This is a genomic window from Ruegeria sp. BG10 (assembly GCF_056538575.1).
The window spans coordinates 1,905,091-1,922,659 of record NZ_JBQFTI010000001.1; the positions used below are offsets into that span (position 1 = coordinate 1,905,091).

The 17,569-nt window shown below is 61.1% G+C and carries 16 protein-coding genes; 13 read left to right on the plus strand and 3 right to left on the minus strand.

The annotated features are described in order from the left end of the window. The first annotated feature begins 41 nt into the window (after window positions 1–41). Entirely contained in the window at window positions 42–536 is a 495-nt protein-coding gene (locus ACR0D8_RS09445) for a hypothetical protein (protein WP_480645884.1), read from the plus strand. On the opposite strand, the gene ACR0D8_RS09450 is transcribed toward ACR0D8_RS09445, so the two are convergent. Next, window positions 533–868 carry a DUF1636 family protein gene (locus tag ACR0D8_RS09450; RefSeq protein ID WP_480646404.1) on the minus strand — a complete coding sequence of 112 codons (336 nt, stop codon included), beginning with the start codon at window positions 866–868 and terminating at the stop codon, window positions 533–535. The genes ACR0D8_RS09445 and ACR0D8_RS09450 overlap by 4 nt on opposite strands. A 150-nt stretch (window positions 869–1,018) precedes the next feature. On the opposite strand from ACR0D8_RS09450, the gene ACR0D8_RS09455 reads away from it, so the two are divergent. From ACR0D8_RS09455 to mdoH, 7 genes are all read left to right on the plus strand, one after another. Further along, a complete protein-coding gene (locus tag ACR0D8_RS09455; protein ID WP_480645885.1) occupies window positions 1,019–1,477 on the plus strand; it encodes a DUF302 domain-containing protein in 459 nt (152 codons plus the stop codon). A gap of 78 nt (window positions 1,478–1,555) precedes the next feature. Beyond that, window positions 1,556–3,175 (plus strand): thiamine pyrophosphate-binding protein, encoded by a 1,620-nt coding sequence (locus ACR0D8_RS09460; RefSeq protein ID WP_480645886.1) that lies wholly within the window; start codon window positions 1,556–1,558, stop codon window positions 3,173–3,175. Next, window positions 3,162–4,346, plus strand: coding sequence for a CaiB/BaiF CoA transferase family protein (locus tag ACR0D8_RS09465; protein WP_480645887.1), 1,185 nt, complete (start codon window positions 3,162–3,164; stop codon window positions 4,344–4,346). The genes ACR0D8_RS09460 and ACR0D8_RS09465 overlap by 14 nt, the downstream gene beginning before the upstream one ends. A 181-nt stretch (window positions 4,347–4,527) precedes the next feature. Continuing rightward, window positions 4,528–5,898 (plus strand): tetratricopeptide repeat protein, encoded by a 1,371-nt coding sequence (locus ACR0D8_RS09470; protein ID WP_480645888.1) that lies wholly within the window; start codon window positions 4,528–4,530, stop codon window positions 5,896–5,898. 33 nt (window positions 5,899–5,931) lie between these two features. Further along, complete coding sequence (locus tag ACR0D8_RS09475; protein WP_475162137.1) at window positions 5,932–7,149, plus strand: OpgC family protein; 1,218 nt, start codon at window positions 5,932–5,934, stop codon at window positions 7,147–7,149. Further along, window positions 7,146–8,645, plus strand: coding sequence for an OpgD/OpgG family glucan biosynthesis protein (locus ACR0D8_RS09480; RefSeq protein WP_480645889.1), 1,500 nt, complete (start codon window positions 7,146–7,148; stop codon window positions 8,643–8,645). Before ACR0D8_RS09475 ends, ACR0D8_RS09480 begins: the two co-directional genes overlap by 4 nt. Next, window positions 8,642–10,513, plus strand: a complete 1,872-nt coding sequence (gene mdoH / locus ACR0D8_RS09485; protein ID WP_480645890.1) for a glucans biosynthesis glucosyltransferase MdoH — start codon at window positions 8,642–8,644, stop codon at window positions 10,511–10,513. Before ACR0D8_RS09480 ends, mdoH begins: the two co-directional genes overlap by 4 nt. Here the strand turns inward: mdoH and ACR0D8_RS09490 are convergent, their stop codons facing one another. Further along, window positions 10,514–11,329 (minus strand): CE1 family esterase, encoded by an 816-nt coding sequence (locus tag ACR0D8_RS09490; RefSeq protein WP_480645891.1) that lies wholly within the window; start codon window positions 11,327–11,329, stop codon window positions 10,514–10,516. After that, window positions 11,326–11,817: a rhodanese-like domain-containing protein gene (locus ACR0D8_RS09495; protein WP_480645892.1), complete on the minus strand. Its 492-nt coding sequence runs from the start codon at window positions 11,815–11,817 to the stop codon at window positions 11,326–11,328. Before ACR0D8_RS09495 ends, ACR0D8_RS09490 begins: the two co-directional genes overlap by 4 nt. Before the next feature lie 206 nt (window positions 11,818–12,023). On the opposite strand from ACR0D8_RS09495, the gene ACR0D8_RS09500 reads away from it, so the two are divergent. Genes ACR0D8_RS09500 through ACR0D8_RS09520 form a run of 5 tightly spaced genes read left to right on the plus strand, consistent with a single transcriptional unit; the run spans window position 12,024 to window position 17,563 of the window. Further along, complete coding sequence (locus ACR0D8_RS09500; RefSeq protein ID WP_480645893.1) at window positions 12,024–14,894, plus strand: monovalent cation/H+ antiporter subunit A; 2,871 nt, start codon at window positions 12,024–12,026, stop codon at window positions 14,892–14,894. After that, window positions 14,894–15,253, plus strand: a complete 360-nt coding sequence (locus tag ACR0D8_RS09505; RefSeq protein WP_475162154.1) for a Na+/H+ antiporter subunit C — start codon at window positions 14,894–14,896, stop codon at window positions 15,251–15,253. Before ACR0D8_RS09500 ends, ACR0D8_RS09505 begins: the two co-directional genes overlap by 1 nt. Then, on the plus strand, window positions 15,250–16,800 hold the full coding sequence (locus tag ACR0D8_RS09510; RefSeq protein WP_480645894.1) for a monovalent cation/H+ antiporter subunit D: 1,551 nt from the start codon (window positions 15,250–15,252) through the stop codon (window positions 16,798–16,800). Before ACR0D8_RS09505 ends, ACR0D8_RS09510 begins: the two co-directional genes overlap by 4 nt. Continuing rightward, window positions 16,800–17,297: a Na+/H+ antiporter subunit E gene (locus tag ACR0D8_RS09515; protein ID WP_475163471.1), complete on the plus strand. Its 498-nt coding sequence runs from the start codon at window positions 16,800–16,802 to the stop codon at window positions 17,295–17,297. Before ACR0D8_RS09510 ends, ACR0D8_RS09515 begins: the two co-directional genes overlap by 1 nt. Further along, entirely contained in the window at window positions 17,294–17,563 is a 270-nt protein-coding gene (locus ACR0D8_RS09520) for a K+/H+ antiporter subunit F (RefSeq protein WP_480645895.1), read from the plus strand. Before ACR0D8_RS09515 ends, ACR0D8_RS09520 begins: the two co-directional genes overlap by 4 nt. Window positions 17,564–17,569: the final 6 nt, after the last annotated feature.

The window sequence follows — 17,569 nt, forward strand, 5'->3', positions numbered from 1 at the left end:
CCCGCCCGGTGTGTTTCTTTTTGTCTTCAAGGAAATGAAAGATGGCACGCTCACTTGCCCTTTTTGCAATCGGTCTGGTGTTCGGCGGTGGTGCCGGATTCGTTCTGGCCGCGGCCAACGGCGTCACTTTTGACGGCCACGATCATGGCGACCCCGCGCACCACGGCGGCGCACATGCCGAGGCTATGGCCCATGACCACTCGACCGCCGTTAACCTTGCGGCGGGGCCGGATGCGCCCAGCGTTGCGATTGCCCTGACGCAAGATCCGATGGCCGGGTGGAACCTTCACGTCATGCCGCAGAACTTCCGGTTCTCGCCGGAAAACGCGTCGACCGCCGACAAACCCGGCGAAGGCCACGCGCATGTTTACATCGACGGGGTGAAACTGGCCCGTCTCTACGGCAACTGGATGCACATTCCCGATCTGCCGAAGGGAGAGGTCGAGGTCTCAGTCTCGCTGAACGCCAACAGCCACAGCCCGCTGATGGTCGATAATGTGCCGGTCAGTTCGGCCGTAACCGTGCAGGTCGACTAAAGCGCCGGTATTCGCGCACGCAAACACATCCGAAGCCGCCCGCATGGCCGGGCGTCTTCGATCCAGCCGCCAGGGCTGTCCAGATAGGTTTTGCAGGTCGCTGCAATATCCTTCGCATCCGCAACGACATTGACCCCTGAGAACACGTAAGATGCCCGCTCTGCAGATTGCAGCGCCAGCGCGGTTGGTTCCGTGCAACTGCTGAAACAGGCGTGCTCGGCAACCTCTACGCGCTCCCCCAGTCCCGCCGCGTCCAGCGCGGAATGCACCGATTTGAGCTCGGCCGCGCGGTCACGCGTGCCGGCGCAACTGTTGCAGATCAATAGGCGCATCCGTTTCAAACCAAACCTCTTTTCTTGGCTCCGCCCCAGTACTGCGGCTTTCCGATGCCCGGTGCAATCCCGATTGCGCACAGGATTGTGAGTGCGCCGTGCGGCGGTTTCTGGCATCAATCGAACTGTGACATCAAGGGAGACACCATCATGCGCGCGCTCTGGGGCTTCATCTGTTTTCTGGCCCTGCCCGTCTGGGCGGACGAGCCGCTATCCGGATGGGCGGTTTTCCCATCTGACAAAAGCTATGAAGCTCTTGTGGCGGACACAAAAGCCGCCGTAAAGGAAAACGGGCTGATCGTGGTCACGCAGGCCGGGCCGACCAAGGCCGCCGCTGCGCGCGGCATCACCATTCCGGGAAATCTGGTGATCGGGGCCTTTAACAACGATTATGCGGTGCGCGTTCTAGAAACCTCGGTCAATGCCATGATCGAAGCACCGATCCGCTTTTACGTCACTGAAAACGACGACGGCACCGCAACCCTGTCATACAAGACCCCCAGCTTTGTGTTTGCGCCTTATACGGTAGAGGGCGGCGAACCCCTGCGCGATATTGCGGTAGAACTGGATGAAAGGTTTCAGGCCGTGGCGGAATCCGCAGTCAAATAGTCACACTGACGTGAACCAGCTTGCGTCCGGGCGCGTCCTCCGCAATCTCCTGTGCAACCATTGTTTCGGAGCATCATGATGCAGGACCTGTCCCCCCGCGCGGCTGACCTTCTGGCCCAACGACTTTACGAGGCCGGGTGCCGCCACGCCTTCGGCATGCCGGGCGGAGAGGTGCTGACGCTGGTCAATGCGCTGGAACAGGCCGGTATCACCTTTCATCTGACCAAGCACGAAAACGCCGCGGGTTTCATGGCCGAGGCCGTGCATCACCGCGACGGCGCGCCCGCCATCCTTGTGGCCACGCTGGGGCCCGGCGCGATGAACGGGATCAACGTGGTTGCCAATGCGTTGCAGGACCGGGTGCCGATGATCGTGCTGACCGGATGTGTCGATGCGGACGAGGCGCTGACCTACACCCATCAGGTTATGGATCATGCGCAGGTCTATCGCTCGATCACCAAGGGAACCTTCACATTGACGGCGCAGGGTGCGGATATCGTGGCGGACAAGGCCGTTTCACTGGCCAACCAGCCCCGCCCCGGCCCGGTTCATATCGACGTTCCGATTTCGGTTGCGGATACGCGGGTATCCGGTGTCAAACGCCGGCGCCGTTCCAAGGTTGCCGCCGTCGCGCCCGAGGGGAACTGCGTCGAAAAGGCCCGCCGCTGGGTGGCCGAGGCCGAGCGCCCGTTTGCAATCATCGGGCTGGACGTACTTTATGATGACTCGCGCAATGTCGTGCGCGCGTTTCTGGAGCATTTCAGCATTCCCTTCGTCACTACCTACAAGGCCAAGGGCGTCGTGCCCGAGGATCATCCCCTGTGTCTGGGGGGCGCGGGCCTGTCACCTCTGGCAGACAAACATCTGGTGCCGCTGGTCGAACAATCCGATCTGGTGTTGTGCCTGGGCTATGATCCAATTGAAATGCGTCCCGGCTGGCGGGAAATCTGGGACCCCGAGGACAAGCGCGTCATCGACATCTCGGCCGTGGTAAATGACCACTATATGCATCAAGCCGGGCTGAACCTGGTGGCCGATACCGGTGCCACACTTGAGGCCATCGCCAAGGGCAACCCGGCCCGAAAGACATGGCCCAAAGGCGAGCCTGATCAGGTCAGGGCGGCATTGGCGCAGGATTTCCCCACAGACGAAGACTGGGGTCCGGCCGCCGTCATCGCCGAAACCCGCGCCACCCTGCCCGCCGATACTCTGGCCACCGCCGATAGCGGGGCCCACCGCATCCTGCTGAGCCAGATGTGGGGCTGCACCGAAGAACGCGGCCTGATCCAGTCCTCGGCCCTGTGCACAATGGGTTGCGCGGTGCCGATGGCGATTGGCCTGAAGCTGGTCGAACCGGATCGCCCGGTCATCAGCTTTTCTGGCGATGCCGGGTTCCTGATGGTGGCCGGAGAACTGTCGACCGCTGCCGAGATGGGGGGAAACACGATCTTTCTGGTCTTTGTCGATGCAAGCCTCGCCCTGATCGAGCTGAAACAGCGCCAGCGCCAGATGGGCAACATGGGCGTGGATTTCGGCCATCACGACTTTGCCGCCATCGGCCGCGCATTTGGTGGCAACGGGCACACTGTTCGCAATCGAACAGAATTGCGCGCGGCTCTGAACAACGCCATGAAAGCCGATACGTTCACCGTGATTGCCGCCGAAATTGACCGCGGAGGGTATGATGGCCGGATCTGAAGGACCGCTGAAGGGCGTCAAGGTTCTGGACCTCAGCCGCATTTTGGCCGGCCCCACCTGCACGCAATTGCTGGGCGATCTGGGTGCCAGCGTCATCAAGATCGAAAACCCCGCGACCGGCGGCGACGACACCCGCCAATGGGGCCCGCCCTATGTCGCGGATGCCGAAGGCAACCGGTCCGACCTGAGCGCCTATTTCATGTCGGCCAACCGCAACAAGAAATCCGTCGCCATTGATATCACGACCGCGGAAGGTCAGGCCGAGATCCGGCGTCTGGCCTCGCACGCCGATATACTGATCGAAAACTTCAAACCCGGCGGGCTTGCGAAATACGGGCTGGATTATAGGACCCTTTCGCCGGCATTTCCCAGCCTGGTCTACTGCTCGATCTCGGGCTACGGCCAGACCGGACCCAATGCCGCGAAACCGGGATACGATCTGATGGCGCAGGGTTACGGCGGGATCATGTCGCTGACCGGTGACCCGGATGGCGCGCCAATGAAAGTGGGCGTGGGCATCGCCGATGTGATGTGCGGAATGTACGCGGCCGTGGGCATTCTTGCCGCGCTGCGCCACCGGGACCAGACCGGCGAGGGCCAGCAGATCGATCTGGCGCTGGTGGACGCCCAGGTCGCCTGGCTGATCAACGAAGGCGTCAATTACCTGACTTCGGGCCACGTGCCCCAGCGGCGCGGCAACGGGCACCCCAATATCGTACCCTACGAGGTTTATGAAACGGCGGATGGCCATGTCATTCTGGCGGTTGGCAATGACAGCCAGTTCCGGCGCTTCTGCGACTTTATCGGGCGTCCCGAACTGGCGGATGACCCGCGATTTGCCACCAACCCGGCCCGCCTTGAACACCGAGACGCCCTAAACTTGGTGCTGCGCCCCGCGATGCAGACGCTGGATACCGCCGCTGTCATTGACGGGCTTGAAAGCCGCAAGGTCCCGGTCGGTCCGGTGCAGTCCATGGATCAGGTTTTCGCCACCGATCAGGTTGCCGCGCGGCAGATGCAGATCACGATGCAGGCGCAGCCCGGTGCGGTCCAGCTGATCGGAAACCCCCTGAAACTGTCGCGCACACCTGTAACATATCGTGGGGCGCCTCCCATTTTCGGGGCCGACACCGTGGCCGTTCTTGGCGCCGACAACCCGTTCGACGATTGAAACACTGTGCCTGATTAGGCGGCATGTTGCTGAAACATGCCGTTGAATCGGCGATTTTTTTCACGTTTTGCACACACAGGTTTTCACCAATTCGAGAGCAGGGCCGATACTGATACGACCCTGCGGGAGTCTCTGCTAAGTCGAATATAGTAGAAAATCTAAGTTGGATTGGACCCCGCGCATGAAACAAGACGTTTTTGGACAAATGAACACCCTCAGCCAGCCCGCAAGTGTCGAGGCGTGGGATGGTGTTCTGCTTGGGTTCATGGCGCATGCCGCGATCACACCTCAGCATCTGGCTACCGTGCTTGAGCTTGAGCCCGATTTTGCGCTGGGCCACGCGGTCAAGGGCCTGTTCATGGTCCTGCTGGGGCGGCGCGAAATGATGTCGGTCGCGGTCGAAGCTTTGTCTGCGGCCAATGCCGCAATGGAACGGCAACCGGTATCCCCGCGCGAGCGTTTGTATGTCGAGGCATTGGGTCTCTACCTTGCCGACCTGCCGTCGCAGGCGATCCAGAAGTTCGAGGAAATACTGCGCGCGCATCCGCAGGATACGCTGGCAATGAAACTCAGCCACGCCACGCGCTTTGTGCTGGGCGATGCGCAGGGTATGCGGCGATCGATCGAACGGGTTCTGCCTGCCTATGCGCCAGACCATGCGGGGCGCGGCTATCTGCTGGGATGCCACTCTTTTGCGCTGGAGGAAACCGGCGCGTATGAAAAGGCCGAGATTGCCGGTCGTCAGGCACTGTGGATGGTGTCGGACGATGCCTGGGGCCTGCATGCTGTGGCGCATGTGCACGAGATGACCGGGAACGCCCAGATGGGGCTGGACTGGCTGGCCGGGCGCGAGGACGCCTGGGCGCATTGCAACAATTTCCGTTACCACGTCTGGTGGCACAAAGCGCTGATGCATCTGGATCTGGGCCAGATCGATCAGGTGATGGAACTGTATGACCAGTATATCCGTCAGGACAAAACAGACGATTACCGCGATATCTCGAACGCGACCTCGCTGCTGTCGCGGCTTGAACTGGAAGGCGTCGAAGTAGGCAACCGCTGGGAAGAACTGGCCGATCTCAGCGCCGCACGAACCGAGGACGGGTGCCTGATCTTCGCTGATCTTCACTATCTGCTGGCGCTGACCGGCGACAACCGGACCAACGCAACCGGCAAAATGCTGCAGCGTATTCAGAAGGATGCGCAACGCAATCAGGGGGACACTCCGATCCGCATGTCCGATCCGGGCGTTGCGGCGGCCAAAGGGCTTGAGGCCTTTGGCGAAGGCCTGTACGGCGCGGCATTCGACTTTTTGTCAACCGCGCGCGGGTCCATGCAACTGGCAGGGGGCAGCCACGCCCAGCGTGATGTATTCGAGCGCATCACCATTGATTCCGGCCTGCGCGCCGGCCGTCTGGACGCTGTCGAGCGTATTCTGGATGACCGCCGCGCCAAACGGGCCGGGGGCGAGGACAATTACGCCTTGGCGCGCCGCGCATTGATTGACGCGGCCCGCGACGACGGAGACGCACAAAGCGTTCCGGCAGAATAAAAAATAACAAAGACCAAGAAGGACAGAAAACGTATGGCGACTGCATCGCCCGCTTCTGATTTTGCGCCGGTGGCGGCTTCGGCGGCCACCTCTGCAGGTACGCGCGACCCGCGGCTGGATTTTTACCGCGGTATCGCGATGTTCATCATCCTGATCGCGCATATTCCGAACGATCCCTGGGCCAAATGGATTCCCGCCCGGTTCGGGTTTTCCGACGCCACCGAGATTTTCGTTTTCTGTTCGGGCATGGCCTCGGCCATTGCCTTTGGCGGCGCATTCGCGCGCAAAGGCTGGTGGATGGGCACCGCCCGCGTGGCCTTCCGCATCTGGCAGGTCTACTGGGCGCATATCTGTCTGTTCTTCTTTGTGGCCATGAGCATGGCGGCGCTGGATCAGACCGGGTTGTTCGAGAAAACCTATGTCTCGTCCCTGAACCTGCAGCATTTCTTCAATGATCCCGCGCCGCAGATCATTGGGATGTTCACATTGACCTACGTGCCGAACTATTTTGACATCCTGCCGATGTATCTGGTGGTTCTGGCGATGATGCCGCTGTTCATGGGCCTGTCCCGGATCGGGTTCTGGGCCGTTGCGGCAACGTCGGTCGCGATCTGGCTGGTGGCTCAATTCGATTACCTTGATCTTCCCGCCGAGCCGTGGTCGGAGCGTCAATGGTTCTTCAACCCGTTTGGCTGGCAATTGCTGTTTTTCACTGGCTTTGCCTTTATGCGCGGCTGGATACCGGCCCCTCCGGTGTCGAAAACGCTGATCTGGGCAGCGGCGCTGTTTCTGATTCTGTCCATGCCTTTCGGGTCGTGGAAAGTGTTCACCTGGATCAATGCCGCGGCGCCTGATCTGGCCGGTGAAATCCGCAAGGTCTGGCCAGTGACGAAGGAATTCCGCGACAAGACGGATTTCGGCCTGTTCCGCTATCTGCACTTTCTATCGCTGGCCTATCTGGGCTGGGTCGTCGCGGGCGAGCATGGCCATAGGCTGATCGCAACAGGGCATGGCGCGGCGGCACGTGTCTGGCAGTTCCTGCTGACGGTGATCACCAAGGTCGGGCAGCAATCGCTGGCGGTATTCGTATTTTCCATGGCAGCAGCACGGCTTATCGGCGTCGGGCTTGACCTCTCTGGGCGGGATGTTGCCAGTGTTTTCGTCGCCAACATGATTGGCTTTGCCATGATCATCGGTGTGGCCTATTTGGCCGCTTGGTTCAAATCACACCCCTGGAAGTCGAAGAAATGAACTTTACGCGCCGCGCATTCCTAGCCTCAACCTCGGCACTGGCCTTCGCTCCGGCGACTTTTGCCACAGGTGGCGAGGTTCCGTTTGACCGCAACGACGTCATAGCGCTGGCGCGTGATCTGGCCAGCCGTCCCTTTGCCGAGCGCGAAATGGTGCCGCAGGAATGGCAGGACCTGACTTATCAGCAATACCGCTCGATCCGGTTCCGACTGGACCGCGCGCTTTGGTACGAGACCGAGACGCCCTTCAACGTCGATTTCTTCACCCCCGGCCTGTATTTCCCCCGCACGGTCAAAGTGTCGACAGTTGAAAACGGGATGACCAAGCCCGTGGCCTTTGATCTGGCAATGTTCGACAAGTCCGAAGATGTACCTGAACTGCCGATCGACGACACGCTGGGTTTTTCCGGCCTGCGCCTGCGTACCGAGATGCATCGCCCCGGCAAGACCGATGAGTTCTGCGTCTGGCAGGGTGCCAGCTATTTCCGTGCCATCGGCCTGCATGAGGTGTATGGCCTGTCCGCCCGGGGCCTTGCCCTGAAGACCGGCGATCCGGATGGCGAGGAATTCCCTGAATTCATCCGCTTTTGGCTGGAACGTCCGGAACCGGGCCAGCGCAACATGGTGGTCCACGCCCTGATGGACAGCCCGAGTGTCACCGGAGCATACCGGTTCGACGTCACCGCCGGCGCAGATTGCGTGATGGATATCGAGGCGACGCTGTTTCCGCGCGAAGACCTGACCCATGTGGGGATCGCCCCGGGAACGTCGATGTTCCTGTTCGATCAGACCAACCACAGCCGCTTTGACGATTTCCGCCCCGCCGTGCATGACAGCGACGGATTGATGATCCGCAATGGCGCGGGCGAGGTTCTGTGGCGACCGCTGGCCAACCCGACGCGGCTGCAGATTTCGTCCTTTGTCGATATGAACCCGCGCGGATTTGGACTGATGCAGCGGAAACGCGAATTCTCGGACTATGCCGACCTTGAGGCAAATTACCACAAACGCCCGGGCCTTTGGGTCGAACCCAATGGCGATTGGGGAAAAGGCACCGTCACGCTGGTCGAAATTCCGGCCGATCAGGAGATCTATGACAATATCGTTGCCTATTGGCGCCCGATGGAACCTTACGCGGTGGGTAGTCAGGTCGATCTGTCCTACCGTCTGATCTGGGGTGAAGAACCGCAGCGCACGCCCATGCCGCGCGTCATCAACACCGCAATGGGCGAAAATACTTTTGGCGAGGGACGTCTTGCCGTTATCGACTTCGAAGCCAGCCAACTGTTCGAAGACCCCGAGGCGATGACCATCTTCGTGGATTCCCCGCACGCCGACACGTCCGATGGCGTCCTGCAACGCAACCCGGACACTGGCGGGCTGCGCCTGGCATTCTCATTCGAGCCGGGCGACCGGAACCATGTTGAACTGCGCGCGCAGTTGCTGAAGGACAAACAGCCGGCCTCAGAGGTCTGGCTCTACCGTTGGACCACATGAGCCGGGATCTTCATATCATGCCACCCGAGGCGCCCCTGGCCATGCCTGCGCAGGATTTCAGCGCGGGGTTCCGGGATGCGCAGGTGCCACAGGCGGGCAGGCCCGCTTCGGCCGGGTTCTGGCGCGCGCTGGCGTTTTCACCCGCAATGGCCGCGACGTTGGGTTTGCTCTGGGTCATGAGCGACTGGTTCGGGGCCGAGGGGATCAACCTGATCGAAGGCATCCTGCTGGCGCTGATCTCGTTCAACTTTTTCTGGATTTCCTTCACGGTCTGCACCGTGTTGCTGGGCATGGTGTCCCTGTCGCGGCAGGAAGCGCCGAAGCGCGACACCCGACCACAACCCTTGCGCGTGGCCCTGCTGATGCCGGTCTACAACGAGGTGCCGTGGAACGTGCTGGGCAATGCCCGCTCGATGCTTGAGGACTTGCGCACGCGGGGCGGACAGCACCACTATGCCATGTTCATCCTGTCCGACACCCGTGACCCAGAGATCGCGGCGCAAGAACAGGCCAGTATCGAGGCGCTGCGCACCACCCTCGCCCCCGGGCTGGAACTGTATTACCGCCGCCGCGCACAGAATACGGACCGCAAGGTTGGAAATATTGCAGACTGGGTCAGCCGTTGGGGTGCGGATTGGGATGCGATGCTGGTACTGGATGCCGACAGCCTGATGACCGGCCGCGCCATCGCGCGCCTGACCGACGCGCTGGCGCGCGATCCCGGGGCGGGCCTGATCCAGAGCTATCCGCAACTGATAGGCGCGCAGTCGGTCTTTGCCCGGATGCAGCAATTCGCCAACGGCGTCTACGGCATCGCCTTTGCCGAAGGTCTGGCGCGCTGGTGCGGGCAGGAAGGCAATTACTGGGGCCACAACGCCATCATCCGCACGCGGGCCTTTGCCAGCAGTGCCGGTCTGCCAAAACTGCGAGCTTATAATGGTCAGGAAAAGCTGATCATGAGCCACGATTTCGTCGAGGCCGGCCTGATGCGCCGCGCCGGATGGGCTGTGCGGTTCCTGCCGCGCATCCGCGGATCGTATGAGGAAACCCCGCCCACGCTGATCGACCACGCCCTGCGGGACCGGCGCTGGTGTCAGGGCAACCTGCAACATCTGAAACTGCTGGGTTCGACGGGTTTTCGCGCCGTTTCGCGGTTCCACATGTTCCATGGTGCCGTAGGGTACCTGATGTCGCCGCTATGGTTCGCCCTGCTGGTGATGTGGGCGCTGATCGGTCAGGGCGAGGACGCCTCGGTCCTGCATTATTTCAGCCCCGACAACCCGCTGTTTCCGCAATGGCCCGAGATGTCGGAAACCCGCCATGTGCTGATCATTCTGGTGATGTACGCGATGCTGCTGGCCCCCAAGGTGCTGGGTGTTCTGGCCCTGCCCCTCAGCGGGGTGCGCTATGCGGAATTTGGCGGCGGCTGGAAATTCCTGACGTCTTTTCTGGCCGAGGTGGTCCTGTCGATCCTCTATGCGCCGATCCTGATGGTGCAGCAGATGATCGCAGTGTTCCGCACCGCTCTGGGCGTACAAAGGGGCTGGTCCCCTCAGGCGCGCGACGGCGGCAGCTACAGCATGCGTACGCTGATCCTGTGCCACATGCTGGAAACCGTCAGCGGCATCGCGTTGAGCGCGGGCATCCTGTCCGGCCTTGTATCGATCTGGCTGGCGCCGATTGCCGTCAGTCTGGCCTTTGCGATCCCGCTGTCGGCGCTCAGCGGTGTGTCAGCCGGGGCCGCGCGACGCATGGTCGGGATGAAAGAGGATTTTCATGAGCCCGCCATCACCCGTTCAGCCCGGCGTCACCGGAACGAGTTGAAGCGGGTGATCGAAGGCAAAGGCATCATGACCCCGGCCGAGTGATCAGCCACCCGGCAACCCCTCGTACCAATCCACCATCATGTCCGCCCAGCCATTGGGTACGTTGTGCCCACCGGGAAACAGCGCGAATTCCAACGCGCCACCTTCGGCGCAGGTCGTCCACCTGCGGCGCAGGAACTGGTCCGTGGTGCTGAACCCGGTGGGTTTGTGGTCGGCACATCCGTTGGCCACGCGCCAGATTTCCAGGCCGGCATAGATATCCCCTTGCTGGAAGCGGCCGCCGCCCAGCAATCGCCCCTCCAGCGGTACCACATTGTCAGTCCAGCCATGGGTGTGGAACATGCGCACCGGCCCGTCGCAGGACACAGGGTGCGGACGCCAGAAGCCGCCTGAAACCGGCGCATAGGCCGAAAACGTGTCCGGTGCCGCACAGGCGAGGTAATAGACCATGAATGCGCCTGCGGAAAACCCACCCAGAACAACGCGATCCGCATCGACGCCAAATCGGTCCGAGGCATCCCGAACCACTTCGGTCAGAAAGGCGGTTTCATCCCGCCCTTCCCATCCGGGAAAGAAATTCCAGCTTTGGCGACCGTTGCGCTCTGATCCTTCCGGGGCCATCACCGCATAGCCCCGCGCCAGCAAAGGCTCGACCATGCCCCGGTTCTTCATCGTTCCGGTGGCCGTGCCGCCATAGCCATGCAGGAACACGACCATCGGCGGGTTCTCGGCGGCGGGCAGTTCTATGTGGTAACCGCCTGACGCAGTTTCGCACATGCCCTCCTGATCGGCGCATGCGGCAAAACCGGCCTGCCCGATCAATGCGAAACCGGTGGCCAGAGTTAGTGTTCGGATCATTCCGATCTCCCGTTGATTTTCTGTATCGGCAATCCCGCGCGCACCCATCCGGGACCTGCGGCCGAGCCCAGCATGCCTTCGGGCACGTCGATGACTTGGGTAAAGCCGGCCTCAGTCAGCTGGTTGCTCAACCGAGCCGAACGTACCCCGCGTGCGCAGATCAACGCGACCGGAGCGGCGCGGTTTCCGCCGGTGAGTTGTTCCAGTGCCGCTATGAAGTCGTCGCGGCGCATATCCAGCGGCTGCGCGCCTTGGCCAATTCCAGTGGCCTGCCACTCTTTGGGGGTGCGGATATCTATCAACACGACCTGACCGGACAGGGCCTGTTGGTGCGCGTCGTCGACGCTCAGCTGTCCGCCCGCGTAAACCGGTGGAATCAGGCGGTATTCACGGATCGCGAATCCGCCCGCCACAACAGCGGCGCCACCCAACAGAACCCACCGACGCGTTCGGTTCACTTTGTTCGACACGCTGCACTCTCCTGACATGCTGCGGTGCTTTTACCACATTCCACGTTTCAATTCCGCGCCGAATTTTGCGCCGCAGATCAAGTTCGCGTCATAATTTCGTACCGGAAAACGGCCCTGTCCCATCGCCATGGAACCAACCGGCAAACTTGCAATAGCTGGACAGTTTGAAAATTATCCTTACAAAATCAATACCACTTTTGACCGCCCAGACCGGAGTATCGCACTTGTCCCTATTCCTCATCGCGGCCCTTCCCTTTCTCGGAGCTGTATTCCCAGCCCTTCTGATCCGGGCGGGACGAAACGCAGCAGCCTCGGCGGCAGGTCTGACAACCTTCCTGGCGTTGATGGGGCTTTTGATCCACATCCCCTCGGTCATGCGCGGAGATGTGGTGACTGCGCGGTTCGACTGGATACCGGGCCTGGGCCTGAACGCGAATTTCATGCTGGACGGGCTTGGGTTTCTGTTTGCCCTGCTGATCCTGGGTATCGGGTTGCTGATCATCCTTTACGCGCGGTTCTATCTGTCGCGCGAGGACCCGATGGGGCAGTTTTATTCCTATCTGCTGCTGTTTCAGGGCGCGATGGTCGGGATCGTTCTGTCCGACAACGTCCTTCTTCTGCTTATTTTCTGGGAGCTTACGTCGTTAAGCTCATTCCTTTTGATCGGATATTGGAAACACCTGCCCGCCGGGCGGCAGGGCGCGCGAATGGCGCTTGCAGTGACCGGTTCGGGCGGATTGGCGATGATCGCCGGCATGCTGATTTTGGGCAATATCGTAGGGTCCTATGACCTGAGCGTCATTCTGCAGAACAAAGAGCTGATCCAGGCCTCACCCTATTACATGCCCGCATTGATCCTGATCCTGCTGGGCTGTTTCACCAAATCGGCACAGTTCCCGTTCCATTTCTGGCTGCCGCACGCGATGGCCGCACCAACGCCGGTCTCGGCCTATCTGCATTCTGCCACGATGGTGAAAGCCGGGCTTTTCCTGATGGCGCGGATGTGGCCGGTTCTGGCGGGAACCGATGCGTGGTTCTATATCGTTGCAACCACGGGTCTGGTGACGATGCTGATCGGCGCCTGCATCGCGCTGTTCAAGGACGACCTGAAGGCATTGCTGGCGTTTTCCACCGTCTCGCATCTGGGTCTGGTGACGATGCTTTTGGGCTTTGGCACCAAAATCGCCGCCGTAGCCGCCATTTTCCACATCATCAACCACGCGACCTTCAAGGCCGCGCTGTTCATGACCGCCGGGATCGTGGATCACGAAACCGGCACGCGCGACGTCAAGCGACTGGGCGGATTGCGGCATCTGATGCCGATCACGTTTACCATCGGCACGATCGCGGCGCTTTCCATGGCGGGCCTGCCGCCACTGAACGGCTTTTTGTCGAAAGAGATGATGCTGGAGGAGACCGTTCACACAACATGGTTGAATTCACATTATCTGGTGCCCGGTCTGGCCTTGCTGGCGGCGCTGTTTTCGGCGGCGTATTCCTTTCGCTTTGTCAGCCACGTTTTCCTTGGCCCGCAGCGCACCGATTATCCCCATCACCCGCATGACCCGCCGGTCGGGCTGTGGCTGGCGCCGGCCTTCCTTGTCGTGCTGGTCGTACTGATCGGCCTTTATTCCGCCGCGCTTGTTGGACCATTGGTCGCAGTCGTATCCAGTGCCGTCATCGGCGGGGAAAAGCTGCCTTATTATTCGCTGAAACTGTGGCATGGCTTTACGCCCGCGCTTTACATGTCGGTCGTGGCCACGCTGGGCGGGCTTTTCCTGTTGGCCCTGCATCGCCGGGGCGAGCTGGTATGGAACGCCCTGCCCAGACCCGAAGCCAAGGTCATTTTCGACGCCGTGATCGGCGCGCTGACAACGCTGAGCCGCTGGATCACCGACACGCTGCACAATGGTGTCATCAGCCGCTATGCGATTATCATGGTCGCGTTCACCGTGGGGCTGGGATATTACGCCTACTCCACAGGCTCTATCGGTCTGGAAACGCGGGCACCGCTGCCTGCCCCGATCATTCCGATCATCGGCTGGATTTGCCTTGTCGGTGCGACGCTGGCGATCATGTGGTTCCACAGGAACCGCCTGTTGTCGCTGGTGCTGATCGGCGTTGTTGGCCTGATCGTCTCGATGGCATTCAACTACCTCTCGGCCCCGGATCTGGCCCTGACGCAGATCTCGGTCGAGGTGGTGACGATGATCCTGTTGTTGCTGTCGCTGAACTTCCTGCCGACGGATACGCCGTGGGACAGCAGCGCGGCGCGGCGCTGGCGGGATGCAGCGATATCGGTCGTGGCCGGCATCGGTTCGGGTGCTCTGATCTACGCGCTGATGATGCGGGACTTTGCCTTTCCGACTATCTCGGATTTCCATCTGGCCAACTCGTACAAGGGCGGCGGCGGCACCAATGTGGTCAACGTGATCCTGGTGGACTTCCGGGGTTTTGATACCTTTGGCGAGATCATCGTGCTGGGCATCGCCGCCCTGATCATCTTTGCCCTGACCGAATCCGTGCTGAGTTCGAACGTCCGCGGCTATCTGCTGAACCGCAAGCCGCACTGGCCCCAATCGGGCGATTCACACCCGTTGATGATGGTGGTGGCGACCCGCGTGATGATGCCGATCGCGCTGATGGTCGGGGCCTATATCTTTTTCCGGGGCCATAACCAGCCGGGCGGCGGGTTCATCGCCGGGCTGATCGTCGCGATTGCGTTCCTGATGCAGTACATGGCCAGCGGCTATACCTGGGCCATTGAACGGCAGAGGTTCTATTACCACGGGACAATCGGCTGGGGCGTTCTGATCGCTGCCGCAACCGGGATCGGGGCCTGGTTCAACGAACGCCCGTTCCTGACCAGCGATTTCGGATATATCCACTGGCCACCTCTGGAAGAGTTTGAATGGGCCACAGCCATCCTGTTCGATACAGGCGTGTTCCTGGCGGTTCTGGGCGCGGTGATGCTGGCGCTGGACAGCCTGTCGCGGTTCGCGTGGCAGCCGGGTATGGCACAGGAATTCCCGATGGATATCAACCCGCTGCGGGATGACCCCTCGGACCAAGACCAAGAGAAGGAGCAGGCCTGATGGAAGCGCTCGTAGCCTCCGCCGTAGGCGTCATGACCGCAGCCGGGATTTTCCTGATCCTGCGCCGCCGGACATTTCCCGTCATTCTGGGGCTGTCCCTGATCACCTATGCGGTCAACGTGTTCCTGTTCGCCACGGGGCGTCTGGCGCTGGACGCGCCCGCCGTGCTGAACAAATACGAAGAGGTCACCTATACCGACCCGCTTCCGCAGGCGCTAGTGCTGACGGCCATCGTGATCTCGTTCGGGATGACGGCGGTGATCGTGATGATCGCGCTCAGTGCGTACCTGTCGTCGAAGGACGACCATATCGACATGACCGCGCAGGACAGCGTGGACGCGGCAGGAGAAGACGCATGAACCACTGGATCGTTGCGCCGATCGTCCTGCCCGCGATCCTGGCTCCGTTCATCATCATGGTCCTGCGCTATCACCTGGACCTGCAGCGCATCTTCTCGGTCGCCGGTGTCGTGGGTCTGCTGGGCATCGCGCTGACGGTCACGGCACAGGCTGCCGGCGGTGAAATCCAGGTATATGAGCTGGGCGACTGGCCGGCACCCTTTGGCATCGTTCTGGTGCTGGATCGCCTGTCGGCGATGATGGTGCTGCTGACCGCCCTGCTGGCCCTGCCCATCGTGCTTTACGCCATCGCGTCAGGATGGGATGACAGGGGCAAGCATTTCCACGCCCTGTTCCATTTCCAACTTATGGGCGTCTGCGGTGCTTTCCTGACCGGCGATGCCTTTAACCTTTTCGTGTTTTTCGAGGTGTTGCTGATCGCCTCATATGGCCTGATGACACATGGAGGCGGTTCCGTACGGCTTAAGGCCGGAGTTCAATATGTGGTGTATAACCTGCTGGGCTCGACCCTGTTCCTGTTTGCCCTCGGCACGCTTTATGCCGTGACCGGCACGTTGAACATGGCGGATATGGCAGTGCGTGTGGCGGAACTGCCGGCTGAGGACACCGCGCTGTTGCGCGTGGGGGCCGTGCTGCTGCTGCTGGTGTTCTGCATCAAGGCGGCCGTACTGCCCCTGCATTTCTGGCTGCCGGCCAGCTATGCCAATGCCCCCCTTCCCGTGGCGGCACTGTTCGCGATCATGACCAAGGTGGGGGCCTACTCGATCCTGCGGATGTACACGCTGACCTTCGGGCCTGATCTTGCGGCAACGCAGGGTCTTGTCGGCGCATGGCTGCAACCCGCAGCGCTGGTGACGCTGGCGATCGGCGCGATCGGCATTCTGGGGGCACAGCACATCGCGCGGATGGTCGCCTTCTGCGCCATCACGTCCATGGGCACGCTGCTGATCGCGATATCGCTGTTCACCGAGACCGCAACCGCTGCTGCGCTTTACTATATCTATCACTCGACGCTGGCGACGGCGCTGATGTTTCTGGTGGCCGACCTTGTGATGGAACGCCGCGGTGGCGCGATTGTGCCCAAGGTGCCAATGCCGCAGAGCGGGTTGATCTCGGCGCTGTTCTTTGTGGGGGCCATCGCGCTGGCCGGTATGCCGCCGCTTTCGGGGTTTGTCGGCAAGCTGCTGGTGCTGGACGCAGCGCGCGACGCGCCGGACGCAAACGCGATCTGGGCCGTGATCCTGATCGGGTCTTTTGTTACCATAGTCGGGCTTGCGCGCGCGGGCTCTCTGATCTTCTGGAAAAGCCACGACGCCGGGCAAGCCCCTGGTCAGGCCCCGGAGGACGAGGACGAGGACGAGGTTGCGGTCCTGCCCGCGCCCGAGCCGCAACCCGGCCTAGCTTTCACCGCCGTCTTTGGCGCGGTTTTGGGTCTTGTGATGCTGACGCTATTTGCGGGACCAGCCCTGTCTTATGCCGAAAAAACGGCCCAGCAGTTGTTTACGCCCCAAACCTATATTTCAGCCGTCCTGGGAGGAGAAGAATGATGAGACTTCTGCACCGGATATTCCCCCACCCCCATCTGACATTTCTGCTGACGGTGGTGTGGATATTGCTGGCGAACGAACCGTCGCTGAACTCGCTGGTATTTGGCCTGATCCTGGGGATCATCATCCCGTTCATCACGCAACCCTACTGGCCCGACCGCCCCCGGTTGCGGAACTGGCCGATGGTGGTGGAATATATGCTGGTGGTGCTGTGGGATATCGTGATGGCCAATATCACGGTCGCGCGGATCATCCTGTTCAAGCGCGATTCCGACAGGCAGCCGAACTGGATCTGCGTCCCGCTGGAACTGCGCACCCCCGAGGCGATCACGGTATTGGCCGGAACCATCACCATGACACCCGGCACGGTCAGCTGCGATCTGTCGGCGCAGGGCCACAACCTGTTGGTTCACTGCCTGGATGCACCCGACCCCGACGCCGTGCGCGACCAGATCAAGCACCGCTATGAACGCCGCCTGAAGGAGATTTTCGAATGATCACCTTTGCGATTTATTTTGCCTTCGCCTGTTTCGGTGCCGCCATCATGATGTGCCTTTGGCGCATCATCACCGCCGATGGCGTCGGCACGCGTGTACTGGCGCTCGACACGATGGTCATCAACACCATCGCCCTGATGATCCTTTACGGTCTGGCGTTGGAGACCGAGATCTTTTTCGAAGCCGCGATGATAATTGCCATGCTGGGCTTCGTCTCAACCGTGGCCTATGCGCGCTTCATGTTGCGCGGCAACATTATCGAGTGAGGGCGC